The organism is Paenibacillus sp. FSL R5-0908, from assembly GCF_038006245.1.
GTDB classification, from domain to species: domain Bacteria; phylum Bacillota; class Bacilli; order Paenibacillales; family Paenibacillaceae; genus Paenibacillus_AQ; species Paenibacillus_AQ odorifer.
The window spans coordinates 4471997-4498853 of sequence record NZ_JBBOUV010000001.1; the positions used below are offsets into that span (position 1 = coordinate 4471997).

General features: G+C 44.6%; 23 protein-coding genes and 1 other annotated feature. Of the genes, 2 read left to right on the forward strand and 21 right to left on the reverse strand.

Annotated features, from left to right (window positions below; all coding sequences use genetic code 11):
• Positions 1 to 22 precede the first annotated feature (22 nt).
• From MKZ09_RS20360 to tyrS, 3 genes are all read right to left on the reverse strand, one after another.
• Positions 23 to 1267 (reverse strand): anaerobic sulfatase maturase, encoded by a 1245-nt coding sequence (locus tag MKZ09_RS20360; RefSeq protein ID WP_076200672.1) that lies wholly within the window; start codon positions 1265 to 1267, stop codon positions 23 to 25.
• Positions 1268 to 1477: 210 nt separating this feature from the next.
• Positions 1478 to 1792: a hypothetical protein gene (locus MKZ09_RS20365; RefSeq protein ID WP_370511150.1), complete on the reverse strand. Its 315-nt coding sequence runs from the start codon at positions 1790 to 1792 to the stop codon at positions 1478 to 1480.
• Between the two features lie 187 nt (positions 1793 to 1979).
• Entirely contained in the window at positions 1980 to 3239 is a 1260-nt protein-coding gene (tyrS, locus tag MKZ09_RS20370) for a tyrosine--tRNA ligase (RefSeq protein WP_076133869.1), read from the reverse strand.
• Between the two features lie 186 nt (positions 3240 to 3425).
• Positions 3426 to 3656: a binding site (T-box leader), on the reverse strand.
• 152 nt (positions 3657 to 3808) lie between these two features.
• Between tyrS and MKZ09_RS20375 the strand changes: the two genes are divergently transcribed.
• Positions 3809 to 4255, forward strand: a complete 447-nt coding sequence (locus MKZ09_RS20375) for an Lrp/AsnC family transcriptional regulator (protein ID WP_076200669.1) — start codon at positions 3809 to 3811, stop codon at positions 4253 to 4255.
• 78 nt (positions 4256 to 4333) lie between these two features.
• Here the strand turns inward: MKZ09_RS20375 and MKZ09_RS20380 are convergent, their stop codons facing one another.
• The 6 genes from MKZ09_RS20380 to MKZ09_RS20405 form a co-directional block, all read right to left on the reverse strand.
• Positions 4334 to 5884, reverse strand: a complete 1551-nt coding sequence (locus MKZ09_RS20380; RefSeq protein WP_232061391.1) for an acetamidase/formamidase family protein — start codon at positions 5882 to 5884, stop codon at positions 4334 to 4336.
• Positions 5885 to 6118: 234 nt separating this feature from the next.
• Positions 6119 to 6937, reverse strand: a complete 819-nt coding sequence (locus tag MKZ09_RS20385) for a DNA alkylation repair protein (RefSeq protein WP_076200666.1) — start codon at positions 6935 to 6937, stop codon at positions 6119 to 6121.
• A gap of 108 nt (positions 6938 to 7045) precedes the next feature.
• Positions 7046 to 7729, reverse strand: a complete 684-nt coding sequence (locus tag MKZ09_RS20390) for a Crp/Fnr family transcriptional regulator (protein WP_076133872.1) — start codon at positions 7727 to 7729, stop codon at positions 7046 to 7048.
• Between the two features lie 82 nt (positions 7730 to 7811).
• A complete protein-coding gene (locus MKZ09_RS20395) occupies positions 7812 to 8867 on the reverse strand; it encodes an LLM class flavin-dependent oxidoreductase (protein WP_038571758.1) in 1056 nt (351 codons plus the stop codon).
• 875 nt (positions 8868 to 9742) lie between these two features.
• Positions 9743 to 10861, reverse strand: coding sequence for an acyltransferase family protein (locus tag MKZ09_RS20400; protein WP_076200663.1), 1119 nt, complete (start codon positions 10859 to 10861; stop codon positions 9743 to 9745).
• Between the two features lie 27 nt (positions 10862 to 10888).
• A complete protein-coding gene (locus MKZ09_RS20405; protein ID WP_076133875.1) occupies positions 10889 to 11833 on the reverse strand; it encodes an NAD-dependent epimerase/dehydratase family protein in 945 nt (314 codons plus the stop codon).
• Positions 11834 to 11934: 101 nt separating this feature from the next.
• Between MKZ09_RS20405 and MKZ09_RS20410 the strand changes: the two genes are divergently transcribed.
• Positions 11935 to 13581: a glycosyl hydrolase family 28-related protein gene (locus MKZ09_RS20410; protein WP_076200660.1), complete on the forward strand. Its 1647-nt coding sequence runs from the start codon at positions 11935 to 11937 to the stop codon at positions 13579 to 13581.
• Positions 13582 to 13587: 6 nt separating this feature from the next.
• Here the strand turns inward: MKZ09_RS20410 and MKZ09_RS20415 are convergent, their stop codons facing one another.
• The 12 genes from MKZ09_RS20415 to MKZ09_RS20470 all read right to left on the reverse strand — a co-directional run bounded on the left by MKZ09_RS20415 (position 13588) and on the right by MKZ09_RS20470 (position 26857).
• Positions 13588 to 14754 (reverse strand): DegT/DnrJ/EryC1/StrS family aminotransferase, encoded by a 1167-nt coding sequence (locus MKZ09_RS20415; protein WP_076200657.1) that lies wholly within the window; start codon positions 14752 to 14754, stop codon positions 13588 to 13590.
• On the reverse strand, positions 14751 to 15884 hold the full coding sequence (locus MKZ09_RS20420; protein ID WP_076200654.1) for a GNAT family N-acetyltransferase: 1134 nt from the start codon (positions 15882 to 15884) through the stop codon (positions 14751 to 14753). The genes MKZ09_RS20415 and MKZ09_RS20420 overlap by 4 nt, the downstream gene beginning before the upstream one ends.
• Positions 15877 to 16674, reverse strand: coding sequence for a GNAT family N-acetyltransferase (locus tag MKZ09_RS20425; RefSeq protein ID WP_076133879.1), 798 nt, complete (start codon positions 16672 to 16674; stop codon positions 15877 to 15879). The genes MKZ09_RS20420 and MKZ09_RS20425 overlap by 8 nt, the downstream gene beginning before the upstream one ends.
• On the reverse strand, positions 16671 to 17297 hold the full coding sequence (locus tag MKZ09_RS20430; RefSeq protein WP_076129746.1) for a sugar transferase: 627 nt from the start codon (positions 17295 to 17297) through the stop codon (positions 16671 to 16673). The genes MKZ09_RS20425 and MKZ09_RS20430 overlap by 4 nt, the downstream gene beginning before the upstream one ends.
• 24 nt (positions 17298 to 17321) lie before the next feature.
• On the reverse strand, positions 17322 to 18443 hold the full coding sequence (locus MKZ09_RS20435; protein ID WP_341041219.1) for an LCP family protein: 1122 nt from the start codon (positions 18441 to 18443) through the stop codon (positions 17322 to 17324).
• Between the two features lie 3 nt (positions 18444 to 18446).
• On the reverse strand, positions 18447 to 20357 hold the full coding sequence (locus tag MKZ09_RS20440; RefSeq protein ID WP_076200651.1) for a polysaccharide biosynthesis protein: 1911 nt from the start codon (positions 20355 to 20357) through the stop codon (positions 18447 to 18449).
• Between the two features lie 66 nt (positions 20358 to 20423).
• Positions 20424 to 21734 carry a glycosyltransferase family 4 protein gene (locus MKZ09_RS20445; protein ID WP_081394120.1) on the reverse strand — a complete coding sequence of 437 codons (1311 nt, stop codon included), beginning with the start codon at positions 21732 to 21734 and terminating at the stop codon, positions 20424 to 20426.
• Positions 21685 to 22908, reverse strand: coding sequence for an O-antigen ligase family protein (locus MKZ09_RS20450; protein ID WP_076200648.1), 1224 nt, complete (start codon positions 22906 to 22908; stop codon positions 21685 to 21687). The genes MKZ09_RS20445 and MKZ09_RS20450 overlap by 50 nt, the downstream gene beginning before the upstream one ends.
• 80 nt (positions 22909 to 22988) lie before the next feature.
• Complete coding sequence (locus MKZ09_RS20455; protein WP_076200645.1) at positions 22989 to 24224, reverse strand: oligosaccharide flippase family protein; 1236 nt, start codon at positions 24222 to 24224, stop codon at positions 22989 to 22991.
• Positions 24225 to 24229: 5 nt separating this feature from the next.
• Positions 24230 to 24937: a CpsD/CapB family tyrosine-protein kinase gene (locus tag MKZ09_RS20460; protein ID WP_076133884.1), complete on the reverse strand. Its 708-nt coding sequence runs from the start codon at positions 24935 to 24937 to the stop codon at positions 24230 to 24232.
• Positions 24885 to 25643 carry a YveK family protein gene (locus MKZ09_RS20465; RefSeq protein WP_076200642.1) on the reverse strand — a complete coding sequence of 253 codons (759 nt, stop codon included), beginning with the start codon at positions 25641 to 25643 and terminating at the stop codon, positions 24885 to 24887. Before MKZ09_RS20465 ends, MKZ09_RS20460 begins: the two co-directional genes overlap by 53 nt.
• A 251-nt stretch (positions 25644 to 25894) precedes the next feature.
• On the reverse strand, positions 25895 to 26857 hold the full coding sequence (locus MKZ09_RS20470; protein WP_076133886.1) for a permease prefix domain 1-containing protein: 963 nt from the start codon (positions 26855 to 26857) through the stop codon (positions 25895 to 25897).

The following is a 26857-nucleotide window of genomic DNA, read 5'->3' on the forward strand; positions in this document are numbered from 1 at the left end:
GGACAACCTTATGTAGTCAAAGCTATAATGCCTGACAGCAATTTTTGAATTTCTTCCCGCTTCCGCAGAAACATGGATCATTTCGACCCGGAAGTGGTTTTGCACTTTTCCTGTACTCCAGCATCCGCTCCGATCTAAGTCGGTTCGCCAGTAATAACATGCGTTCATAGGCGTGTGAGTAGAACATTTTGTAGCTATGGCAGAAATAATCAACCTCAGTCCGATCATTAACATCAAGCCAATTCCGGTTGCGCGGACATCCCCCATTGCAAAAGCTAAGGTACTCACACTTATAGCATGATTCATTCAAATTGGGCTTCATTAACAAAAAATCATCATATACTGGGCTGGTTAGCAGTGTTTCCAGGTCAGTTTGGCCGATATTTCCTAGCCTATGCTCTTCATCAATAAAGAAATCGCAAGGGTAGGCATCCCCGTTCGTTTCAAGCACCATCATCTTCGGGCAACATGAGTTGTGAACGCATAACTCTGCCTCACGATGCATGAATACAAGAAGCATATTCTCAAAAATACGAATAGGAAGCTCTGGATACCCACCGTTGTACCAAAGGTCAAATGTACGGCATAAAAAGACTCCGTATTGTTCAGGTGTAATTCGGAAACGTCCCGCTACATCACTTTTCTGAGAAACAAAATCCATGCAGGGGATAAACTGAATATTCGGAAAGGTATGTTCTAGATAAAATGCCATCAACTCCTCTGGTTTCGTCACGTTATCTTCATGAATCACCGTCAGAATACTATACTCCACACCCTCATTCTGTAAATGACGAATCCCACGCATAACTAGATCATAACTGCCTTTCCCCGAACCCGTTACACGATGAGCATCATGAATAGGCTCTGGGCCATCCAGACTAATCCCAACCAAAAAGTTATACCGTTTAAAAAATTTCGCCCATTTCTCATGGATAAGCGTTCCATTGGTCTGCAGTGCATTACTGATCATCGTATGAGGCGGAGCGTACTTAGCTTGAAATGAAATCACTTGTTCAAAATACGAAAGTCCGGCCAATAATGGCTCCCCACCCTGCCAAGAGAAAGTCGCTATCCCTGATGATCTTTTCATGTATTGAGCGATAAACCGCTCCAGAAGCTCCGTATCCATCACCCGGATCGGTTGCTGAGGATGTCCCCCGGCTGTACTGTAATAGCAATATTTACAGGCTAGATTACAATCCTCTGAGACGGTTTTCCACATGACATGAAGGGTCTCCTGCTTAGAGGTTTGTATACATGCAGTCATACGATTCTGCCCCTCCTATGTAATACTATCTTTGTAAAACCTAATGCCTATTTGTTCAATTAAATCATAGATCTGCAAGTCAACGATGAGTAAAACATCATAGCTGGTCAAATAACTGGACATAAAAAAACTGCACTCCCCATTGTCCGTTGGGACAAAGCAATAAGGGTGTGCAGTTTCTTTGTGGATGAGTCTAACGGTAGTTAGAGACTAAGTCTTATTATTACGGACGTATTCTCTATTTGCTGTTTCCAACATGGATTTCCAATCCGCAAACTTCGTCTCCCTAACAACATGACGATCAAACAGTTCATCAGGTATGTCAGCAACATCTTCTTCTGTCTTTACTTGAAAGTTCCCTTTGGTTACAAACTCATCGAAACTTTTGTAATTGGAATACTTACTCATAAACGCTTCATTAAACAATTTTTCGAAAGAGATGTGATTGGGATCTTCTTGATACGTTTTCTGTCCTTGTAACTCATTCATTAATTCTTCCATGGTCATTGGTTTTTGTCTTCTCAAATTACCACTCCTAATTTTCTGTTATAGTTGTAGAATATCATGTTAATCCATAAATCACACGAATCCTAAGCTTACCATAATTTTGACGATTTCACCTTTCAAATTTCACTTAATATGCAAATAGTCGGCCTCTATACTTAAAATACAACAAAAAACCTTCCTTATTCATAAGGAAGGCTTCTTATTATTAGGACAATTTCACCAGGCTGTAGTTTTTCTTCCCCTTACGGATAATGATAAAACGTCCGCCGATGGCTTCGCTGGCCGTAACTTCAAATGCTACATCGCTAACTTTTTCACCGTTCATGGAAATTGCGCCTTTGGTGATGTCTTCACGTGCTTGACGTTTGGATGGCTCAATTCCTAGATCTACCAGCCACTCCACGATATTTTTGGACTCCAATGTCGTTTCGAAGGTCGGCATTTCCTTGAAGCCTTGCTCGATCTCGTCAGCGGTCAGAGATTTAATATCTCCACTGAACAGAGCGGCAGTAATACGTTTAGCCTGCTCCAGCAATTCCTCACCATGTACGAATCTGGTCATTTCTTCAGCCAGTGTTATTTGCGCTTCACGTTTATGCGGTTCGGTTTGCACCTTTTCTGCAAGTGCATCAATTTGCTCTTTAGAGAGGAAGGTAAAGTACTTCAGGTATTTCACAACATCACGGTCATCTGTATTTGCCCAGAACTGGTAGAATTCAAAAGCTGTCGTTTTGTTCGGATCCAGCCAAATGGCTCCGCCAGCTGTTTTACCGAATTTTGTACCATCGGCTTTCAGCATAAGCGGGATGGTAAGTCCGAATGCTACCGCTTCAGAACCTTCTTTTTTACGAATCAGATCTAAGCCACTTGTGATGTTCCCCCATTGGTCAGAACCACCGATTTGCAGCTGCACATCTTCATGCTGGAACAGATGCAGGTAGTCCAGGGATTGCAGGATTTGGTAGGAGAATTCCGTAAAGGAAATTCCGCTGTCCAATCTGCTCGCTACAACATCCTTGGCAAGCATCGAATTGATGCTGAAGTTTTTACCATAGTCACGCAAAAATTCGATAACATTGATTTTATGCGTCCAATCGTAGTTGTTCACCATGCGGATTTGATTGTCGCCATCAGTCACGAACAATTTTTTCATTTGTGCTGTAAGTGCATCAACGTTGGCTTGGACTTGCTCCAGCGTTTGCAAAGAGCGTTCGGATTGACGTCCACTTGGATCACCGATCGTTCCCGTAGCCCCACCAATTAGAATAACCGGACGATGTCCTGCCAGCTGGAATCTTTTGAGCACCATGAATGGAATCAAGTGGCCAATATGCATACTGTCACCCGTTGGATCTACACCGCAGTACAGAGATACCGATTTTTGATTGGTCAGTTCTCTAAGCCCTTCGGCATCTGTTTGTTGATTGATGGCATCGCGCCATTCTAGTTCGTCGATAATATTCATTTCCTTACACCCCTCAAAATTAGTAGTTATCCTATAATGAAACATCAGTCCGCCAAGCGGAAACGGCTCTGTCCTCCTGTTTAGGACGGTACCGTTTCAGCGAGAAATATAAGGATCATTGATGAAGTGAACCCTATAAATCCTTATATTTAAAAACAAAAAAATCGTCCCTTTGTCTATTGTAGACATAGGGACGATTGAATAACCGTGTTACCACCCAGATTGCACCCATGAAACGCTTATACTCAAGCATACCATTGATACCACTCTTGACGAGATATCGTTCGCCATTCCGCTCGGTGTTACCCAAGATACTCCAAAGTGTAATTCGCAAGCTTAGTGTGTACCGGGTTTCATCAACCCCCGGCTTTCTGGAACAGGGACTAAGTTACTACTGGGCTCCTTCAACGTATATCGTATATAAGATTACAGCCAGTATAGTGAAATAATTCTTTTATGTCAACTACCTTCAGCAGAGAATGCCGCCACACACTTCTACTGTAAAGCGCTAATAGGCATTCCCACTTTTTTTCTGATACAATTACGAAAAAAGAGGTGAACGAATCCGCATGCTAGATCCTATCGATAACCATATTTTGATGCGGCTGGCCCAAAACAGCAGAATTTCCTATACTGATCTAGCTAAAGAAGTCAGTTTATCAAGTGTCGCGGTGAAAGACCGTATTGATCGGCTAGTCAATCAAGGGATTATTGAACAGTTCTCGATTGTCATCAGTGCCGAAAAGTTAGGAAAGAAAATCTCCGCCTACCTAGAACTTGAAGTAGAACCTGCTCATTTGAATCATATTGTCGACGTATTAAAAGAAAACGAACGTGTAGCTGTATTATACGAAATGACAGGACCTTGTATTCTGCATATTCACATCTTAGTTGAGAATCTTGAAGAGATGGAACGGTTTATGCATGAATCAATCTATTGTCTGGATGGACTGGTACGTGCAGAAAACCAAATTTTATTGAAACGCCACAAAAATCAAGACGGCTTAAATATATAAGAAAAAGAACCGCCTATAAAGACGGTTCTTTTCTCATCTAAATTTTTATTAGAATTATCAAATAATTGCTATTTCGTCCTACTCTGTCTTAGCCAGCTTAGCTTTATAAAAGTTCACGAAATATTCGCTGACCACAACCTGCCCGTTCACAACACTTAATGGGGCTACAAGCTTCACTGTCTCTCCGTTGTAAATTCCCGTTGTCGCTCCAACCTTCATCTCCAGTACATTGCCATTGTAGCTCAGCGTAACTGTCTTAGTGGCTGGCTGCCAGCCAACCTTTGCTCCAAAGTTCTCAAAGCTGCTCCGTAAAACCACGGGCTTGCGCTCAGAATCGCCGAATTGACCTTTATCAATTAAGGCGTGTACGCCCCAGTTTCCATCCACCACTTGTGTAATTCCAAAATCAGCTGACACAGACATCAGAGAATACGCTTCATCTTCGCTCAATTCCATTCCAGCCATTAAAAAATCTTTTGTTTTATGAGCGGCATCCTTCATGGCTTTGTCGATGGATGAGTTTTTGAAGATATCCGTCTGAGCACTAGCCCCCAGCTCCTCCAAATAATTAGCGTAGCTGAATCCATGCACGACCCACTCGTTCTCATTTTCAAGTAATGGGAAGTTTAAACCTTTCAGCTTGTTGTTAAGCGATGTTTTTTTATGAAGAATAACTTGTATATCCCCTGTGACCGATGTCTCAATCGCAGTTCCGTTAATCTCCGAATCGCCTTGACCGGCATGCGGGTCACCGATCGACAGTAGTGCACCAGCTACGGATACAGGATAATACATCGTTGCACCTTCGGTAATCCGCCAATCATCTACGTTACCGCCGTTGTAAGAAGGTGGAACGGAGTCAACAACATCCGCTTCTTTTGGCGCCACACCCATTGTACCAAAGTGGAGACGTACCGGAATTTTCACACCTTTTAGCACATCGAAGTTCTTATCAATCGTATTATGGTCAACGATAACACCCGGGTAGTCAATTGTCGGGTGCACTTGACCATCCGGATCGGTTTGCACAGACCATTTGTAGTTATATACAGCTGTTGCATAATCTGTTCCACCCTCCGTATCCATCTCGTAGATGGTTACTACCTCACGCTTTTTCGGCTCCTCTACCATATCTCCGTATAGATAACCCCAGTTCGCTGCGGCATTCACGCCATATGTTTTGCCAGCGTATTGGTCATTCCCATTTGGTCTCAGCTTCATGTCCAGAATCTTCACTTCCAACACATCTCCCGGTTCAGCACCTTCAACAGCGATGGGACCTGTCATAATGTGTACGCCTGGCCCGCGGAGCGCTTCGTTCTTCTCCCCTTTAATCCAGTGGAAAATATCCTCCACTCCCGCATCTCCTTTAATCATCCGCTCGTAATCATCGCCTGAATGATGTGTAATGGCCTCAACCGTTACGATGTCTCCCGATTGTACAGTTAGAGCTGGATCTCCCTTACCTATATTCCCCCATCGAACAGTTTCCGAATTCGCCTTCAAAACATGGGTTTTTGGTTTATACGCATTGTTTAATGTGTTAGCATACATAACACCAGATAACGAATTCACCCCTAAAAACAGGGATAAAGTGACACCCACATTACGAATTATTTGTTTTTTCATAAGAAAATCCTCCATTCCTTTAATTTGTGTTAGTTTTTATAACATTTGGTGTTTCTGAGTATAACAGATGACCTGAGGATTAACAATATAAATATTTTCACGAATTTTGATTTAAATAATAAACACGAAGGAGTATTTTTCTTGAATTATCAAAGTTAACTGCACAATAAAAAAACGCCAACACTTATTAGCCCATAGTGTTTGACGTTTGATTATCCAGTCTAAAGTAATGCACTAATTTAATTTTTGATCAGTAATACTTCTTGTAGCCCGGGTTACAATCCGCTTTGTTTCCTTGGTACCTGGTAGGTTCAACCATTCATCACAAATTTGCTGTACCCATGCCGGATGGCTTTTGCTAGCATCATTTAACCAGTTGCTTACAGAATCCTGAACGTATTTTGCCGGATCAGAGTTAAGCGGTTCTAATAGCGGAAGGGCAATCGCTGGATTTTCTTTGAGTGTTGTAATATGCTTTGCCCATACCCCATGTGGGCGCGTCAATTCGATCGCAAATCTCCTAATATTCGCGTCCTGATCATGAACCCAATCCTTTAACAATTCAATGGACGCTTCCAGCTCGGCAATGACTGATTCCCTTAAAGCCATCCAAGAAATCTCACGCACCCCAAAATGACCATCCGCTGCAAAAGGACGGATTGCTGTTAGTTTTTGAACTAGACTCCATTGATGATTCTGGCCCACGATATAAGCAGCCCAGCAGCGAACACTATCGGATTTATGATGAGCTAACACAGCAAATAGCCGGGAACGTTCCAGCTCTGATTTACAGTCAAATAGAAGCTGCCACTCACGTGAAATCACCGGGATTAGCTTCATGATTTTCTTTTCCGATAACGCATTCAACCTTAGTAAAATTGGTTTAGCTTCCTCTTCAAAACCTAGCTCATTCAGTACATTTTCCAGCAATATAAGATGATCCACCGCAAGCCATTCCGTTAAATTCACGCTCTGTAAATATCCTTTATTCAGCAGTTCTACAATCTCAACGGGAATTTCAGTAACCTTTCGAGCGCCCTTCCTGTGTTCCATGGAAATCGTCCCTTCACTATGATTTGAAAGCTTAAATCACCTTCATGTCATAGCTAGGATACGATTGTTTTTAAAAATCAAGCTGTAATCTCGTTTACAACTCGATAGCTATGTTATATTTCTTTCCAAAATCTTGTCTCGCTGGACATAGATAGTTCTGAACCCTGTCTGAATAACCTCCGCTTTCACCAATTCTTGTAATGCCACAGTTACAGCCTCTCTGCTGGCTCCAATTAAATTAGCGATTTCTTGATGCGATAGAGGAACATTAATTTTGTAACAATTATCCTTATGCTCAACCCCATGCTGATCTGCCAGCTTTAACAGAACGCACAATATTTTATCATGCAGATTTCCGATGGCTAGATTTTGAGTTAACTGACTCATACTTTTTATGCGGTCGCTCAATACTTGCAATAATGACATCATAAACCTAGGCCGGTGAGAGATAAATTCTTCAAATCTTGCAGGATCAATTGTACAGATATGGCTTTCCTCAATCGTTTCAATATAATGTTCCTTCGTTCCAAAAGAAATCACACCCATTTCACCAAAAACATTGCCTTCACTAAGGATATCCGATGTAAATTGCTTACCGTTTGCGTTTAATTGGTATAAGCGAACCTTTCCTTTTTTCACAAAAAACAGTCCTTCAGAAAAGGTTGACGGTGTTTGGATATATGTATTTTTGGGGACTACTGTTATTCGCGTTAATTCTTCCATTTCAATTAGATCTTCCAGTCCTAACGATTGAAGCAAATTGAATTGAGATAAATAATGATTTTTTTCCATTGCCCCTCCTGTATAAAACGCTATTCATTTCTTCAGTATACCTTACAAAAAAAGCCACGTCCTAAGGACGCAGCTTACTAAATTACCGATTACTTGCTTCCCAGCGCGCTACTTCTTCCCGCACACGTGGGGCTACTTCGGTGCCCAGCAGTCTAATCGCCTGCATAACATCCTCATGAGGCATCGTGCCGTGCGGCACATGTAAAAAGAATCGCGTAATTCCCACATGTTTGCGCAGATGAATGATTTTATTAGCGACAGTTTCTGGATCACCTACGTAAAGGGCGCCATCTAAGCTGCACGCTGCATCATAATCTGCACGATGGTACGGAGGTGTTCCTTTTTCCTTCGCCCGCACATTGGTCCGGGCATGCGTTGAAGGGAAAAATTTCTCCAGCGCTAACTGATTAGTCTCCGCTATAAACCCGTGTGAATGCGAAGCGATTGGAAATTTTGAAATATCATGCCCGGCTTCTGCTGCTGCTTTTTTGTAAAGCTGTACATGTGACGCATAATCCAGTGGTAGAACATTCCCTATAATCGCTAAAACAAAAGGCAAACCTAGTGATCCTGTGCGGATCGCAGATTCTGGACTTCCTGCACTCCCGATCCAAATCGGTAAAGGATCTTGAACCGGACGCGGGTAAATCCCCAAATTTTCTATAGCTGCTCGGTGTTTGCCTTTCCAGGTCACTTTTTCTGACTTTTGGATGGCTAATAACAATTCCAGCTTCTCATTAAACAGTTCTTCATAATCCTTCAGATCATATCCGAATAGAGGAAAAGACTCTGTAAACGAACCCCGGCCGATCATAATCTCCGCACGTCCGTTCGAAATTCCGTCCAGCGTTGCAAAGTCCTGAAACACACGCACCGGATCGGCTGAAGACAGGATCATTACAGCACTGCTCAACCGGATCTTAGTAGTCAACGAAGCAGCCGCAGCCAGTACAACCGCAGGTGAAGATGCCGCATAATCATGGCGATGATGCTCACCTACTCCGTATACATCTAATCCCACCTCTTCGGCAAGTACAATTTCCTCCACTACTTCACGTAGTCGTTCTGCATGACTTATTGTCTCACCTGTTTGGACATCAGGTGTGGTCTCGACAAATGTGCTTACTCCAAGTTCCACTATTCATTTCCTCCTAATATTCTGCACGATGCATTATTCTCTGGATGTAAAAAACCCTAAAGGGACTACCTAATTATTCTAACTAATTTAGTTCCCTTCGACTATAATCGAAGTTCATCTAATTAGATCCCCCTCACTATAGATCGGACTGAGGAGCCGTTATTTTAATAATTTCATTCATTTTGCTAAATTATCGGACTTAGATGCAGCTATTCGTGCAAAGTAGCTTCCATAATGTGTGTTTTTATGGAAATAAGCGCAATACAGTCCGAAACTATCGCAAAATCAACTAAAAAGTGAAAATAGCTGCAATACAGTCCGAGCAAACAAGACCTCGTATGAACTGACCACAATACAACAATTATACTGGGACTTTACCGCCAATGTGCAAGAGTGCAGCTAATGCGTGGTAACGACGAAGTTTGTTTAATTGCATTTACCAACAACGCACAGTGTAGCTAAGACGTGGTAACGACGAAGTTTGTTTAATTGCATTTACCGCCAACGCACTGTGCAGCTAATGTGAGGTAACGACGAAGTTTGTTTAATTGTATTTTGTGCAACTATATACGCTTTGAAGGTAGCCTTTGTGGATTTAGTTGCACTCTGTACACTTAAATACGAGCAATTGCCTCAATATGGCGGGATTCTAGAAAAATAGTTGTAAAATATGCAATTAAACTGCCCTAAAGCTGCGAGCATAAGAGCTTAATTGTACTTTTTACAACTATTTTGCTTTTTTAATGAGAATTGGGCGGATGCTGCTAGTGAGATGTAATCGCAATGTAATTAGCGAAGTAATCGCAATTAATACAAAAACAAAAAAGACCACTAATCACCTAAACACAGACGATTAGCGGCCAGTCAAGTTCAAGCTAGTTTGCATTCCCAATACTCGGAGTTATCGGCTTATCCAGCGATTTCGATGGTTTGCTCGGGTTTAGCCCAATGCCGATCCGACCGAATACATACGCTCCGCCAGGAATACGATTCGCTAAATTCATTATAATTGCCGAGCCTACCACACAACCGACAAATTGCAGCAGAACACTGAATAGTCCAAGGTTTTGCAACCCAAACGAAGCTGGAAGCTTGACGAATATAGCTAATAGCAAAGGATGAAGCAAGTATATGCCAAAAGAATATCTGCTGCTCCATTCCAGCACACGTGGCACTTTCTTCATTTTTGATGCCACGGAGAAGAGCAACAAAATCATACTTAAGGCAAATAGAAGCATATCAATTCTTTTGGAGCTATGCGCCGTTATCCAGCCTTGACTATTCACGAACAGCACAAGCGCACCTGTCAGAACCGGGAGCGTGTATACGGCTATGCGGAACTTTTTTAATTTTTCCCGGAACCACAGCTCATTTCGTCCCAAGTAATAGGCTACTGTAAAGTAAAAAATCCAACCTGGTGCGAAAATCCAGTACATTTTATCCCAGAAATAATGGGCGGCTGCCGTATCTGCGGGCGTAGTGAAGTTGAAGAAACCCAAATAGATAACGTTAATAAGGAACGATACGATTAGAACATTGCGGGGGTTAAGCCGCTTCGCATACTTTTGAAACCAGAGGAATAAAGCATAAAACTGAAAGATAATCAGTATAAAATAGCCATGGAAATCTCCAATCAGCAAATGACGCCAGAGGTAATACCAAAAAGCCTGCAGCAAAGGAATGCCGTCACTACTCGACAGCTCCAATCCTTTTAGTCCTGCATACAAGGTCCCGAAAAAAAAGTAAGGCAATAAAATATACTTGATTCTTTTCTCCCAAAATCTCGCTGGAATTTCATTGGGATAGGCAAATGACAACACGAATTGAGAGATAAATACGAATACAGGTGTGCCAAACGTTAGCAGTAAACCCACCGACTCTACCCAGGGTGTATTTCCATCGTCATAAACCCGATAAAGAGCATGCAGCAGGGCTATACTTAAGCAGGCTACACTACGAAGAACGAACATTTCCGAGTTCATTTTGCGTTCCATGCGGAGTGCCCCTTTCAATGGGTGCTTTTAATGATCTACTGCACTTCCTACACTTAAGCGGACAGTAATTGTTTTTTCGAGCCCGGTATGAAAGTTATGGTTAGGGAACCAAGACAATAATTCCTGAGCTTTTTGATTATTTAAATAGCTATGGAGAATATCCCCCGGACGAGGCTCCGCATAGGTTGTCAGGAAATCCCGACCTGTGATGTCCCCTAACATCCGAACCATCGTATTTATCGAGGTTGGTATTCCACAGCTAATATTCATCGTCTCATTATTCACTCTGCCGTCGGTCTGAACCGCATCAACGAACGCCTGCGCCACATCCTCCACATAGACGAAATCTCTTGTCTGCTCACCGTCCCCATAGATAACGAGATCCTTCCCTTGCTTTATACGATCCAGAAAAACGGAAACAACGCCAGCTTCTCCATGCGAACTTTGCCTTGGCCCATATACATTAGCGAGACGCAAAATCGTATATTTAAGCCCATGTAAGCTGGCAAACATCCGAATATATGACTCTGGTACACTTTTGGATACACCATAGCAGGACTCGGGATTAATGGGATGCTGCTCATCAATGCTCAAATATTCCGGGTTCCCATAAACCGCTGCCGACGAGGCATAAACTAGCTTTTGAACCTGATGGATCTCGCACATGCGCAGTACATTCAGCGTGCCAACAATATTCACATTCGCATCAAATAACGGGTTCCGCTGTGATTCTCTGACGTCGATCTGTGCAGCCAGATGAATGACTGCATTTGGCTTTTCAAGGCTAAAAACCTCATGCAAAGTCTCATCCCGAATATCGTACTTATACAAAACCGCAGCAGGATTCATATAAGTCAGACCGGAGGCTCCGGATACATTATCTACAATCACAGTTTCTATGCCCTTTTTTATTAGCCGATCAACCACATGGGACCCAATAAAGCCTAACCCCCCAGTTACCAATACCTTCAAAATAAAAAACTCCTTTCGCCCTCTAAGAGTGATCTTTGTACCGTGCATTCCCCGAAAAATTCACATAAAATACAAAATCAAAGTATAAAGGAGTGAAGTATATGGCTTCTGCCCCTATTCCAGACAGCTCGGTGACTACGTCCATCCTTTCTGATGGTGCGGTCACATCTATTAAATTAGACCCTGAGACAAACGGTTATGTGAACGTCCGATCGTACGGCGCTGTAGGAAACGGTATCAAGGACGATACAGTAGCGATTCAAAATGCTATCAATGCGGGAAACGCCAAAAACAAAGTAGTAATCTTTCCTCCTGGTGTATACAAGGTATCTTCGGGGCACATGCGTAACCCCTCCGTCCTCGACTGGTGGTGTCTTCGAATTCCAGCCAAAACTAATTTAAGTTTTGAAGCCGGCTCCAAACTTGTGCTTGCCCCGAATCCACCCTCAGACACTAGGGTTCTAGTCATCTTAAATGCCTCAAATATCACAATCGCAGGCACCCTTGAAATTGATGGAAGTGCATCGACTGTTAAAACAGCCGTCAACGATCAGCTTCACGGCCTGTTCATTTCTTCTTCGCAAAATATAACGATAGAGTCAGTGTACTCTCACGATTGCTATGGGGATAATATCTTCATTGGAGGGACAGAAGAAACCCCCTCCGTTAATGTGCACATCGGATATGCCCGCTGTGAGACTGCTGGACGAAAGAACTTTGTGGTCCATTTTGTAGACCAGCTTCATGTCAACAGAGCGGTTCTGAATAATAGCCGCGGTGGCGCGCCTGGTTTTACTGGCGCTAACTCTCTCGATCTTGAACCGGATGTCTTTAAAGGAACGCGCAGCTTTTATCAGCGATTCGACTCCTTGACAACCATTGGTTTCGGTAACGATCTATCAGCAGGGCTTACAGATGCTATCGCTAGACTCTGGACACTCGACATCGGTTCACTAGATATGCGTGTAAGCGGATCGGTAAGTCCAGCCTTACTGTCCTATGGATTGACGCTGAAAATCAATCATTTGGCTATCCGCTCCACCGATCACAAAGCTAGCTTCGGCCTACAGACGATCTATTCACAATTTATTGATATCGCTAGCGCCAAGTTCGATGGCATCGGAGGCCCTGCGATCTATGCAGCGTTTAATGCTGCCGGAGGTAAACCAAGATTGCATATCGGTTCGTTAGGAATGTACGGCTCGGGTTCCACCTTAGCAAGTGGTGTCCGAATCGACGGAGGAGATCTTTATGTGGGGACGATAGATGCACAGGATTTAACGGGCAATACCTTGCATTTATTCACAACGGAGTCTGACGCAATGGCTACTGTCGACAATATGATCGTCCGCAATAGCGGAACCAATCAGGTAGTGCTAGTCTCTTCTTACGGTGCAGCTAAACCGTCTCTGCGCCTCAATAATGTAGCGGTGTTTGATACCCGAGCAGTGAAGGTAAAGCGAATTCTAGAATTCGAAACACTAATCGGCATGCAAGGCACATCACTAGGCACCTTGTATAATCCTTATTCGCTTCTTGAATGGTTCTCGACCTACGGTAACTTCAAACGGGCCATTCGCCTCACTGGCGGGGCAGTGTTGCCCGCAGTGTTCATAGTGGAAGGTTCGCCCGAGGGAGTCGTAACCGCCCCAGTTGGCAGTCTGGCTATGCGAACGGATGGCACCGCACAAGCCACTTTGTATGTGAAGGAAAGCGGATCAGCTGCCAGTGGATGGAAGGCTAAATAAGATGAATCAACGGTATTGGTTACATGTCTCTATCGCATAAATGACACGTTCCAAATCCTCATCCATTAAAGAGCTTCCAGAAGGCAGGCAGACACCTGTTGAAAATAATTTATCCGATACACTGTATTCCTCACTGTAAGGATAGTAGTAATTGCTCTCGAACAACGGTTGTAAATGCAGCGGTTTCCATACAGGTCTAGCTTCTATATTGTGATGTTCCAGACATGACAGAAGTTGTTGTGAAGAGAACCCTGCCACTTCTTCATCAATGGTCAGCGCACTCAACCAGTGCGTGCTGCGACAATTGCGCGCTTCCGGCATAAAATGAAGACCCGGTATGGAACCTAAACGTTCCCTATATCGCCGGCCAATAGATCTGCGACGCTCTACTCGCTCTTCAAGCAGTTCTAATTGACCGCGTCCTATGGCTGCCAACAGGTTGCTTAACCGATAGTTGTATCCCATTTCGGAATGTTGATAATGAGGGGCAGTGTCTCGGGCTTGCGTAGACCAGAAGCGCGCTTGCTCTAGGGCTTCGGTATCGTCAGATACGAGCATGCCCCCACCTGAGGTCGTAATAATCTTATTTCCGTTGAAAGAATAGATTCCGAATTGGCCCCAGGTTCCGCTGGCCTTGCCTTGGTAGAAAGCACCCAGTGATTCGGCAGCATCCTCAATCAAGGTAATTCCATATCGGTTAGCTATTTCTACAATGGGCTCCATGTCTGCGCTTTGTCCGTATAAATTGACGACAACAGCCGCTTTTGGCAGCAGCCCTTTGTCATTCAAATCTTGGCAGGCCCGCTGAAAAGCTAGCGGACACATGTTCCAGGTCTCAGGCTCTGAATCGACAAATACGGGGGTGGCCCCCAAATATAAAATAGGATTGGCGCTAGCTACGAACGTGAGCGTTGAACAGATCACGTAATCTCCTTGTGTGACACCGGCTAGACGAAGTGCGAGATGAATCGCCGCCGTGCCAGAGCTTAACGCTAGTGCACCCTTTGATCCTGTGTAGGCGGCCATCTCCCGCTCGAACGCATCGACTTGCGGACCAATAGGAGCAATCCAACCAGAGTGTATAGCGTCCTCCATGTAGACCTGCTCACGTCCACTAATATGCGGCGGGGATAACAAGATTCGTGGCAAAATGCTCGTTTGACGAATGCTCATGCGAAGCTCCTTTCTCCATTTGGACCGATTTCTCCAGATGGAATACATATCATATCGAGATCTGGATGCCGATAGAGCGGAAAGTAACTTCCTGATACTCTGGTGTCACAAAAGGATATGATCCGCTCATACAACTCTGGAAAAAAAATTCGTTTACCTAAGTAATAGTCAAGGGGTTCCAGTTGTGTCGCGAATCTATGCTTGAATTGAAATAAGTCGTCATTCCCCTTATATCCCCCGCCAAGATGAAAACGTTCAAAGCCATTTTCCATCCCCCACTTGGCTGCTGCGTGTATTAGCAATTTGGTAGGTGACCACTGCAGATAGGCGCGATCCCAACCACATAGGTGATAATGCATCCACGGTCGTTCATGTAACACGATGCTGGTCGCTACCGTCTTCTCCCCATCCATAGCTTCGAATAGCTCTACTCTCCCCTCAAGTAGATGACTAGTATCTTCTATAAATTTTTTGGGGAAATAATAAAAAGAATCCGCCTGTAAATCATTTAGTGTTCCGTAATACAATTCACTGAAGGACTCAATACGATCCTTCAGATTCGAATTCCGAATCGTAAAGGGTGCAGACTTTAATTTATGAATATTCCGTTTATGATTGCTGCCGTAATGCCGGATGAGCTCTGACTCCGAACCCACAGTCAAATCAATATAAATTGTATTCCTATTCCATTCGGTGGTCAGACCGCTTTGATATTCCTTAGCGTTGTCAATCAAGGGATGAAATCTTACAAACTCGGTCATGATTTTTTTATCTCTACAGTAATCCGTGAATGTTTCACTGAATTGCCGGTACAGCTCACTTCGTTCGGCTCCCGGAGGAAGATTCGATATCGGTCCCCCGTATCCATAAGGTGTACTAATGTCGTACCAATCACCTTCAAGCCCCAGTTGGATTACAGCAGGAAGATGGCTTATGGAGCGAAGCAAGTAAGGATAAATGATGAGCTGGTCTCCCCGCTTAAATACAAACAGCTCTGCCTGCTGGTGTTCTCCATCCTCAAACAGCCGAAAAAACGCTGAGGAGAAATAGATATCCTTCGTCTCTAGCTGGTTCAAATAGGCATCCCATTCCTCTGAACTAGAGCTGCCTAGCACGATGAAGTTACTCATACAACACCTCTTGATTCTCCAATAGTTTGATCATACGTATACTTTCAGTGCTTAAGATTAACCCGGGGTCTCGCTCACGCAAATAAGCATCTGAAGAAAGCAACAGCAGCCTTTTCCCCCGGTCTAAATCCATTAATACGTCTGTCAAAAGATTGCAGCCACTCCACCCTCCACTTTGCAGCTGGATACGATAATACTGTTCACCTAACCGGCCCACTACTGAAGTCTCTTCCTTCGTTCTAATCTTAAGAGAAGAGAATCCATACTTTTGATGATGTGCTTCTGCCATCGGATAATCATCTATGATGTACGCCAATGCTTCTCTATCCCTATCAACCGATGGAGTCAAATCTCTTACATACCAGTAAGTCCGGCCTTCCTCTGCAAAACCAAGCCGCAGATACCAAGCATGAGCTTGCTCATTCCACGAAAATACATCAAGTGCCAGCTTCGAAATGCCATCCTTTTGGGCTAACGTCTCCCCGTACGCCATAAGCTTGCCGCCGATGCCATCTTTTCGATAAGCTGCGTCCACATTCAGGTTATTCAGAACCAGCATCTGTTCCATTCTTCGCCATTCAGCGAATCCAATAAGAAGATTTTCAGAATAGGCACCAATCAGCAGTGTTGCTGAATGGCTTCCGCATTTACATGCTGCTTTCAAATATTCGGGATAACCGCCACAGGCGAATATGGTTTGATTGTAGACTGACTCTGGCAAGTTGCTCTGTAAGAGCCGGCATGCAAGGTGAATATCATCTTCCTGAAGCGGACTAAACCGCAAATTCATGCCGACCCCTCCTTTTGGTTCATTCTGTACTCATCGAGCGGCAGACTATGCTCACCCGGATTGGCCACAACGTCATCTTGGCGGATCACCTTCAGCACAGTTTTGCATAAGATCAACGCATCTAATCTAAAGCTCAGCTTCTCAACATAGGTAACGTCATAGGAGAGCCGCTGTTTCCACTCCGAAGTATTACGCCCAGATACCTGCGCCAATCCCGTAATTCCGGGTCTTACAGTAAATCGCAGCCGTTCCCGTTCAGAGTAATGCGGGCTGTAACGGATGAGCAAAGGTCTTGGTCCGATCAGGCTCATTTCTCCCTTCACAACATTTACTAATTGCGGGAGCTCATCCAGACTCAGCTTTCGAATCAATCCGCCGAATTTGATATAACGCCGAGCATCCGATAACGGCTGGCCCTGCGCATCATACATTTCAGCCATGGTTCGGAACTTGTAGATGTAGAAGGGTCTTTCTCCCATTCCCGGCCGCTGCTGCTTGAACAAAATAGGACTTCCCAGCTTTATCCGAAGCAGCAACGCCACCACAGCCATGACCGGACTAAACACACCTAACATAACGATCGCTCCCACCAAATCGAAGCCCCGCTTCATATGGCGATACATGGTAGTCTTCCCCCCGCCTTTCTCTTATTCCGTAAAAAGACGTTCTGTAAGTGACTTTACCTCTTCCGAATTTGCACTCCAATAATACACTTTGGTTCGGACGAGCGGATCTAGAGCAGAGCTGTTATGGCCAGGAATCTGTTCGTAAGCAAAATCCGAGGAATCCATTCCCTTGAATAGCCAAGCTAAGCTCATCAAATCACTGTCACTAAAACTCGTATCAATAATGTCTTTCTTTTCACGCAGTAGCAGTCCCGCTAGATCAGGAATATGCTCCGGACTTAATAGCTTTTTAGCTACAGCCCGAACGATATTGAATTGCTCCCGTTGGCGGCTAAAGTCACCCTCCGGAGTCGAGTAGCGCTCCCTTGCTAAATAAAGCGTGTGTGCACCATCCAGATGCTGCTCACCTTTCTTGATGGTGATCTCCGGAGTGATGGTCACATCCTGATCAATTTGCATATCGATCCCGCCGATCGAATCGATGAAATCACGAACACCGGAGAAGTTCGTCTTGATGTAGTAATGAATAGGAATATTCATAAAATCACTAACGGCTTGAATCAGTGTCAGCGTACCCTGCTGATTCCCACCCTTTGTCTCACCAACGATATGTGCATGATTGATCTTGGTATAACCGACATTTTGCACAAAAACCCGCGTGTCCCGCGGCACAGATACGATATTCACCTTCCGTTGATCCGGCATCACATGGGCAACCATAATCGTATCTGCCCGCGAGCTTTCTCCGCCCCAAGTGTCTGTTCCAATCAGCACTACATTAAAGGATGAGCTTTTCTTGTCTGCTGGGGATGTCGATGCTGTAGCTGGGGTCTGTGTAGGCGTTGAAGGGATAAGCTCATCCGTTTGCGCTTGTGGGGCTGGTGTGCTGAGCGGCTGCACCATCTCTTCATTGTCCATAACCACATTAGAGCTAGGGATCGTCAAGGGGTTAAGAATCGCCTTATTAAAACGATGCTCTGGATTCAATATGCCTCCAATCCAAATCCCCCCAACTACAACCACAACAAGAATAACAATCAAGCTGTATCGTCCCACCCGCCGCATGCGTGAACGTTTACCTGTAATTGGCTTGTCGCGCTTTCCCCATAATCTTGTCATCCATGAATGCTTAGTCGACTTCATGGGTCAGATTCCCGCATGAACTTCGGATTTGATGCGTTCAAGATCATGTGTGCCCAACTGCGGTTCTTCCTGAAAGCCCGAATAGCTTGGAATTAGCTGCTTTAACAGTTTTTTGATCTGATGACTGCTTGGCATCAGTTCATACCGTTTGCACAAGTTCTCCAGAACCCCCAACACCAAATTCAGTTCAGATCTGGAGACACTTTGCGGGCGGCTAATCATAATACGGTAGTTGTTAGTGACCAATAACCCTTCTTCTTCAGTCAAAAGCTCCTCAAACAATTTTTCTCCAGGACGAATGCCAGTGACCACAATGGGAATATCTTTGTCAGGCTCGAGACCCGACAAGCGGATTAAATCCCTCGCTAGATCGTATATACGAACTGGCTTACCCATATCCAGCACAAACACTTCTCCCCCTTGTGCCAGCACACTTGCTTGAATAACCAACTGTACCGCTTCGGGTATCGTCATGAAGTAACGCACCATATCCATATGTGTAACTGTCACCGGGCCGCCGTTTTCGATTTGTCTTTTGAATAACGGAATGACACTGCCCCGGCTGCCCAGCACATTACCAAAACGCACAGCGGCAAAAACCGTCTTGCTTAAGGAATTCTGATCATTAATGATCATTTCCGCGGCTCGTTTCGTGGCCCCCATAACACTGGTAGGATTGACCGCCTTATCCGATGAGATGAGGATGAACCGTTTAACGCCATATTTAGCACTCGCTTCCGCTACATTCCTTGTGCCGATCACATTATTTTTAACTGCCTCTACTGGATTCATCTCCATAAGAGGAACATGCTTGTGAGCAGCGGCATGATACACAATGGAGGGGCGGAATTTTTGAAAAACGTTATCGATCCGCGATACATCCTGAATGTCCGCTATAATGGGATGAATGATCTGATCCGGATATAACTGCCGCAACTCTTGTTCAATGAGATAAATGCTATTTTCTCCATGCCCCAAAAGCAGCATTTCCTTTGGACGATACGCAGCCAATTGCCGGCATAACTCCGAACCAATTGAACCGCCTGCACCCGTGATGAGAATACACTCGCTTCCCAAATTCTCACGGATCTCTTCCGTATTAATTTCTACGGGGCTTCTCCCCAGCAAATCATTTACGGATACTTCACGGATCATGTTAATGGCCATTTTCCCGTCCAAAATATCGGTCATACTAGGCATTAACTTGATCTGAGCTTTGGTAGATTTGCAGATTTCGATGATCTCCAGTAATTCCTTTTGAGGAGCCGTAGGCAAAGCGATGATAATGAACGAAATGTCCAGCTGCTCGACTGCCTGGGGAATGAAGTTACGGTTACCGACAATCGGCAACCCCATAAGCTCCAGCTTTTGCTTAGAGATATCATCATCTATGAAAGCTACTGGGTTCATAAATTTAAATCTTGAATGCTTGATATCTTTGGTAACGAGGATGCCTGCTTTCCCTGCCCCTACGATTAGCAGATTGCCTTCGGATGAACCCTTTGTTCCCGGTGCTTCGAATCTATCGTTAATGAGGCGGTTAACTAAACGTAAGCCGGAAATGCCGAGAAATACGTATCCCGCTGCAAAATAAATCGAAATCGGCAATCGATAGGAAGGGACGAATACATGCGCAGATACATTGACAGCGACCACTCCGCAAAGTGTTAAAGCACTCACTTTTAGCAGCTGTAATAACTCACCTATACCGGTGTATCGCCAGATATTGTTATACACCTTGAATCCAAATGAGAACGCTGCGTACACCGTAATGTGAATGAGTATCGCCCACGGAAGCATCCACATGTACTGCTCAGGGATTTGAAAATCAAACCGAAGTAAAAACACAAGCCATACTGAAGCCGCTATAATTCCCGCATCCAACATGACTAAACGTACGATCCGCATTTTCATCACTTCTTTCTCCCTAATTAACTAATTATTCGTTTATTCGTTTGTTGTCGTATATGCGAGAATGAATTATCTATCTGCTGTCAGACCCGGTTGCAATTCAGTCGGAAATGCCTTTATCCCTGATTCTTTAAGCGCTTCTATATAAATCGAGTCCATTTCACGAAGCACCGCTGGCAATCCATAGCGAATAATCCTGTCCTTGTTCGCCTTACCCATTGCTGCGGTCAAAGCTGCGTCCGCTCGCAGTTGAACCAGTGCTTTTGCCGTAGCGGCAATATCTTCTACTGGTACCAACATGCCCGTTGACTCATGCTCAATCAAATCGCGAATGCCCCGAATATGTGTGCCGATCACGGGTTTGCCTGCTGCCATCGCCTCCATAATCGCCCGGGGTAACCCCTCACGATAGGACACGAGTGCCGCAACATCACACGCTTGTAGCAAATCCGGTATATCTCTTCGGAATCCGAGAAAATGCACCTGTTCCCTAACCCCTAACCGAGTAGCAAGTTCTAAAAGGGTTTGCTCAAAAGGACCTGTACCTGCGAATGCTAGATGAATATCGCTTGCTTGATCACCCAAATGATGTAGTGCTTCGATCAACTGTTTTTGGTTTTTGTTAGCATTTAACTCAGCGACGCAGAGAACAACGAATGAAGGATTATCACTGTCACTGTTAGGTAAATCAAATAGCTGGTGACGACTTTCCCCCTTCATTTTTGCAGCTTCTTTATCCCCTTCACCGCTACCGTATACCTGAAGATCAAGCCCGACTCCACTCACATAAGTTACTTTTTTTCGCACAGGGAATTTCTGAGCGCGCTCATAATCTTCACTATTAATAGTGATCAGTACATCCGTCCAACGAGCCATCAAATACTCCAATGGATAATAAAGCATCCAGTTCAGAAAAGGAGCACCTTTAAAAAAATGAAAACCATGAGCTGTATACAGTACGCTAGGGACACCTGCTCTATGGGCTGCAATCCGTCCGAGAATTGAAGACACGGGTGTATGTACATGGACGAACTGAAATTTTTCCGCTTGAAAGCTTTTAGTTAAGATCCGCAGAGCCGTCCAATTCTTCAACTGTAAAGGACTTCGTTGTATAGGTACGTCGTGACATACAATTCCCCGCTGTTCCAAGCGCTGTCTGGCTTCACCCGGCTGAGCGTAAGCATGGACTTCACACCCTTTTTGCTGTAATAACGCCATGTAAGGTAAATGAAAACTCTCGAAATGCCCATATATGGAGGCAACAAAAGCAACCTTTGCTTGTAAGCCGCCCTCAGCTGGAACACTCCCGATGTCCTTACTTGAGCTTTTATTAAGGTTGCTCTGCTCGTTGTCGAAGCTTGCGCCCAGTTGACCTTTCAACGTGTTGGGTTCGATAGGGCATCTCTCCTTTCAGTTTTTTGTCTGTTAACCGGATGCAAGCTCCGTTCATCGCCATCATGAACCACCAATACCGCTGGAATAACGCCTCAATGCCCATCGATAACCCAATCATCGCCGCATGGGACAGCAGCAATGCCATAATAATTGGTCTATGAATTGGATCTGCCGCACGATAAGAACGGATCCCCACAATGAAGAACCAAACCATAAATCCGCCATATACAATCAAGCCCAATAAGCCGAATTCAGTCAAAAACCATATAGGGGTGTTGTGGATAATAATGCGCAGTTCGTAATTATAGGAACCAAGCCCAATGCCTAATAACGGACTTTGTGCGATCCAATCCACCGCTTTGTCAATGATGTCAAGACGCGACTGAATCTGGGAAGGTCTGCTGGACATAGACTCCAGCACATTTAGATAAGCGGTGCCTTTATACAGCAGCAGAGCTATAAATGCCACACCAAACCCCATTCCGATCTTGATCAGTCTGGAAGGTTTGGTAATCAAAAGTGTAAGTAATACAAGGAAGAGACCAATCCATGACGAGCGCGAGAAAGTCATCATAATGCCCCCGGCTAAGCTTATCGTCGCTAGTATGCTGACCCATCCCCGCAGCAGTCTTATCTTCTCCCCACTCGTCATGATATGAATGGCAAAAGCCGTCACCAGCAATCCCCCGTATGCATTGGGATCAATTAACATGCCGGACAACCGCCCGTCTTGCACCATGAACGGAACCTTTACTGCACTGAAAAAAGCAAATAGGGCAACACCATTTAAGAGCAGCACACTAATCAGGAAAAATCGGAGCATCTTATATAACCGTTCCCAGCTATCTACTGCTTGCACAAGCATGATGTAGGTCAACAAAAGGAGAATGAATCCAATATCTTTTTGCAGTAAGGCGTATTGGGTTATGAAGCCGTTGCGCCAAATGGATACAAAGGAAGCTAGAACAAAAATGAACAGCATGCCCCAATGCCATGAACTGAATATCCTCCGGTCCAATTTGAGATGGAATCCAGCGGCAAATAAACCTAACATTAAGAAGAGATCCGAGGGGGCGATACGGAAGGCTCCACCAAAATCAATCTGTGCCGGAAGGCATATGATATACCCCATGACCGCAAACAGAAATAAATTGTGCATGGTGTAGGGCTTCCCTACAACAGATACAGATGTCATACAAGTCCCTACTTTCCTACTTTCCTACTTTCCTAACAAAGAACTTATGCTGCCGCTTCCGACTGTTCCCGATTTCTTACCTTTCCGAGGACACGATACAGCACAACTACACTGCCAATCATCTGTACAAATAACGACGAACTAGCTCCCATCGCAGCACCTACTACCCCGTAATGAGGTACGAAGATCAGACAACACAAGCCATTAGTGAAGGCTGTACACAGAAACAATGGAATCTGGGCTTTGTACCTTCCGGTAGCCGTTATGGCATACCACAGGTAGGATGAAATAAATACCAGCATGGTGGACGCCAGCAGCCAATGAAACAACCCTAACTCTCCTGCCACGTCCGAACTGAATAATAAGGTTAACAGCTTGTGGCCAAACAACCACCCTATCAAACAAGCGACCGCACTAAACCCCAAACCCATCGCTATCATTCGGCTGAGTAAAGCGACAAACTCCTTGTGTCTCCCGCCTGCGTGCCACCTGGCAAGACGTGGTGTTATGGCTTCACCAAGTGCGGTGACGACAACATTGCAGGCAACAATCATATATGAGAGTGAAGCATAAATACCTAAGTCATGCTCCCCTTTAAAATAGGAAATCGCGTATAATGGGATATTCGTATTTAACGACATCAACGCCAATACCACGCCTAGCGGTGAACTGACGATCAGTAAACTCCATAGGCTTCTTTTGTTGAAGAGTGGCCTGAGAGAAGTGTATATTCTCGCTTTACGAGCATCATATCCAATCGTTATCGCTAACCATCCGATTATCATGACTAACAAGGCAAGAACAAGGCTCTGTGTAGGGATAAATACGAGGATGAAGATTAGAATGGAGAATAACCCTTTTGCCATTCTGGAGATTGAGATTTGATCTAATCTCTCCTCCTTTTGAACGATGCCTAATAAAATATCACTGATTGATTCAACGATTCTATACAGACCGATGAAGAAAATAACCAATGCTGTATTCCAATCCAAACCACTCATTATGCAAAAACCTGCGGTAATCGTAAACGCAAGGGCGGTTGTTATCAGCCGTAAGCCCAGAAAGTCTCCAAAACTGTATTTCCCCGATGAATCAACGATTAATACGGAACGAAGATGTAGATGCGACAGCATAAAGATCGGAGCAGTAACTGCAAGCCCTAGCGAATATTGCCCCACGATTGCCGAAGACCCGAATTTATTCAGCAGGATCACAATCACAAACTGAGCACCAGCGTAAGTGATATTCCCGAGCAAATAACGAAGAGAAGCAAATGACATAGACGTCAGACCATTCCTGAAGAAGAGGCCCACTCGGCAAAATCTTCACCACGAATCTTGGAACGCCTGCTCTTTTTCCGATAATTCAATACGGCTCCCAGTAAATGTGCTCCCTGCTGCTCTAACAAGTGCTTGGCAGAACTCGTGTGCTTTAAGAGCACTTTTCCGGATTTCACAACTAGCAATACCCCTTCAGTCAACGTTGCCAAAATAAGGGCATCCGAAAATGGCATTAATACAGAGGATGAGTCGATGACAATCGTATCAAAACGCACGCTCAGCTCTGCGAACAATCGCTTCATTCCTTCAGAGCCTAGTAATTCAGCGGGATTTGGTGAAATCGGACCAGAGGTCAATACTGACAAACCTTCTGCATCCTCAATCGAAATAATGCAATCCTCTAAGCGGGTATGATCCACTAAAATACTGCTAAGCCCGATCCAATTAGGCAGATCAAATGCCTTATGCACGGTTGGGGTACGTAGATCCCCATCAATGAGAAGAACTGTCCTACCTGCTTCCGCCATGGCAATCGCCAGGTTTATGGCTACCGTTGATTTTCCTTCATCCGGAAGCGAGCTTGTGACTAATAAAGAGCGGATCTCTCCACCAACGCGGGTATAACGAATATTGGAGCGTATGCTTCGGAATTGATCTCCGCTAGATGACTTCGGTTGTTCCAGGCAATATAATTTTGGCGTTTTCTTCTTCATAACTGGTGGCTCCTTCTGCTGATTTGGTTTTCGCTTTATTCCGCCGTTTTCGTGGCTTTAATTTGCCCACGGTTCCCAGAAGCGGAAGCTGCAAATCAAGCTGAATATCTTTGGCACTTCTCACGTGTTTCTCCATCAATTCCCGGAGGATAGAGATTGCGATCCCGGTAATCAGCGCCAATCCGAAGGCAACAGCCATATTGAAAACCGGCTTAGGGGAGATAGGATCAGAAGGAACCTTGGCACGGTCAAGAAATACAACATTCTCAACCCCCATAATCGATTGGATATTTGCATTAAAGGCTTCTCCGAAGCCATTCGCGATATTTGTTGCCCGTTGAGCTTTTGAATTGGTCACAATTACCGTTGTTACGAGTGATTCACTATTGGTTCTTGTCTTCACATTTTTGAGTAACTCTTCCGCTGTCATTTTTAGCTGCAGCTTGCTGACAACCTCTTCCGCTATCCTGCTGCTTCGAATGATCTCCCCGTAAGTGGTTACCAGCTTTTGTCCGGCCATAATGTCATTAATTGCTTTCTGCTGCCTGTCCCCTTGAATAAGTATAGAAGCTGACGCCTCGTATTTCGGCTGTAAAACGTAATAGCTAACACTACCAGCGAGCCCGACTGCAGCGATACATAATACAATAATGAACAGCAGCCTACGTTTTACTAGTTTCAAAATGCTGCCCAGTTCGAATTCCATCGATCATTTCTCCTAACTAGTTAATGTATTGTCGCCTCTTTAACAAGATTATTGTTGTATATTCATATTCTCTTTCTTTCAACATATGTCCAAGTCCGTACTTAAAATTTAAATGTCAAAATATTAAAGGGCTCATTTAGCTCACCTGTTAAAATTCAACAAAAAAAGGCATTCTTCCAGCAAAATCTACTGGTAGAATACCTTACATATAGTCTATCTAGTTCAGGAATGTACAAGTGCAGTCAACATCATCAGGAGATATCTTTACGTTTCAGGGCATGATGAACATTGCTTAGCATGCCGGATAGAACTCCAGCAATTGGGAATACTGCCCAATTGACGTCCCAGCGCCCATAGACAAAACCCGTGAACAGAAAAATCGCCGTCGCCAAAGGCCATAACACAGCCCCAACAACTCCAACAAATCGGTTCTCCTCCTGCTTCTCTGCAGTGATATTCGGCTCTTCCAGCAACTTCGTATAAGTGCCCTGGATATTCCCATAATAGATGAACAGAAACACCGCCACAGCCGCAATAAACAAAAAGGCAGCGACTCCATAGGGAGCATAGTCATCGTTGACATAGCTAGTGGTGAAGATAAAAGCCGGCGACAGCACACATAGGCAGACTCCTGTAATCAGAGAAAGACGGTAAGTCGGAGCATAAAGACTTTGGCTGCGTTGAAGCGCCATCTTTAGAGCATAAGGCAGCTGAAAGCCTTGCTCCAGACTCTTAAAGCGATCCAGCTTCATTCCGCTGTGTATAAACATCCCGACGGCGATAGCGACCAGCACGAACATTCCGACCAGCCCCAGCATCGAACCTTTATCACTCATAACAGCCTTATTTTCAAATATTGTATCCAGGGTGATCAAAAATGCCACTCCGCATGCGCAGAGAAAAACGCCGATACCCGTCCATAATCCAGCGCTTCGTCTGGCCGCCGCATAAGCGTAAACCTCTTCTTCCGACAGCACCGGAAAAGCCTGTTCTGGCGCAACTGGATCGATGCCAAGCTCCGCTGTCAGCTCTTCAATATTGCCGAATTCCGATATGACGATACCAATCGCCTCATTCTCCGACTTGCCAGCAAGCTTCAACTCCAGGTACTTCTCCTCCATCCCGGATAGCAGCTCTTGCTTCAGATGTTCCAGTTCTGGAGTCTTTGGCAGACCCGCAAACATATTATCCAGATATACTATGATCGTCTCCAT

Coding starts and splice junctions, on each gene's coding strand:
- MKZ09_RS20360 (WP_076200672.1), bottom strand. CDS start 1,267: ATGACTGCATGTATACAAACCTCTAAGCAGGAGACCCTTCATGTCATG.
- tyrS (WP_076133869.1), bottom strand. CDS start 3,239: ATGAATATTATCGACGAACTAGAATGGCGCGATGCCATCAATCAACAA.
- MKZ09_RS20375 (WP_076200669.1), top strand. CDS start 3,809: ATGCTAGATCCTATCGATAACCATATTTTGATGCGGCTGGCCCAAAAC.
- MKZ09_RS20380 (WP_232061391.1), bottom strand. CDS start 5,884: ATGAAAAAACAAATAATTCGTAATGTGGGTGTCACTTTATCCCTGTTT.
- MKZ09_RS20385 (WP_076200666.1), bottom strand. CDS start 6,937: ATGGAACACAGGAAGGGCGCTCGAAAGGTTACTGAAATTCCCGTTGAG.
- MKZ09_RS20390 (WP_076133872.1), bottom strand. CDS start 7,729: ATGGAAAAAAATCATTATTTATCTCAATTCAATTTGCTTCAATCGTTA.
- MKZ09_RS20400 (WP_076200663.1), bottom strand. CDS start 10,861: ATGGAACGCAAAATGAACTCGGAAATGTTCGTTCTTCGTAGTGTAGCC.
- MKZ09_RS20410 (WP_076200660.1), top strand. CDS start 11,935: ATGGCTTCTGCCCCTATTCCAGACAGCTCGGTGACTACGTCCATCCTT.
- MKZ09_RS20415 (WP_076200657.1), bottom strand. CDS start 14,754: ATGAGCATTCGTCAAACGAGCATTTTGCCACGAATCTTGTTATCCCCG.
- MKZ09_RS20420 (WP_076200654.1), bottom strand. CDS start 15,884: ATGAGTAACTTCATCGTGCTAGGCAGCTCTAGTTCAGAGGAATGGGAT.
- MKZ09_RS20425 (WP_076133879.1), bottom strand. CDS start 16,674: ATGAATTTGCGGTTTAGTCCGCTTCAGGAAGATGATATTCACCTTGCA.
- MKZ09_RS20430 (WP_076129746.1), bottom strand. CDS start 17,297: ATGTATCGCCATATGAAGCGGGGCTTCGATTTGGTGGGAGCGATCGTT.
- MKZ09_RS20435 (WP_341041219.1), bottom strand. CDS start 18,443: ATGAAGTCGACTAAGCATTCATGGATGACAAGATTATGGGGAAAGCGC.
- MKZ09_RS20440 (WP_076200651.1), bottom strand. CDS start 20,357: ATGAAAATGCGGATCGTACGTTTAGTCATGTTGGATGCGGGAATTATA.
- MKZ09_RS20450 (WP_076200648.1), bottom strand. CDS start 22,908: ATGCACAATTTATTTCTGTTTGCGGTCATGGGGTATATCATATGCCTT.
- MKZ09_RS20455 (WP_076200645.1), bottom strand. CDS start 24,224: ATGTCATTTGCTTCTCTTCGTTATTTGCTCGGGAATATCACTTACGCT.
- MKZ09_RS20460 (WP_076133884.1), bottom strand. CDS start 24,937: ATGAAGAAGAAAACGCCAAAATTATATTGCCTGGAACAACCGAAGTCA.
- MKZ09_RS20465 (WP_076200642.1), bottom strand. CDS start 25,643: ATGGAATTCGAACTGGGCAGCATTTTGAAACTAGTAAAACGTAGGCTG.
- MKZ09_RS20470 (WP_076133886.1), bottom strand. CDS start 26,857: ATGGAGACGATCATAGTATATCTGGATAATATGTTTGCGGGTCTGCCA.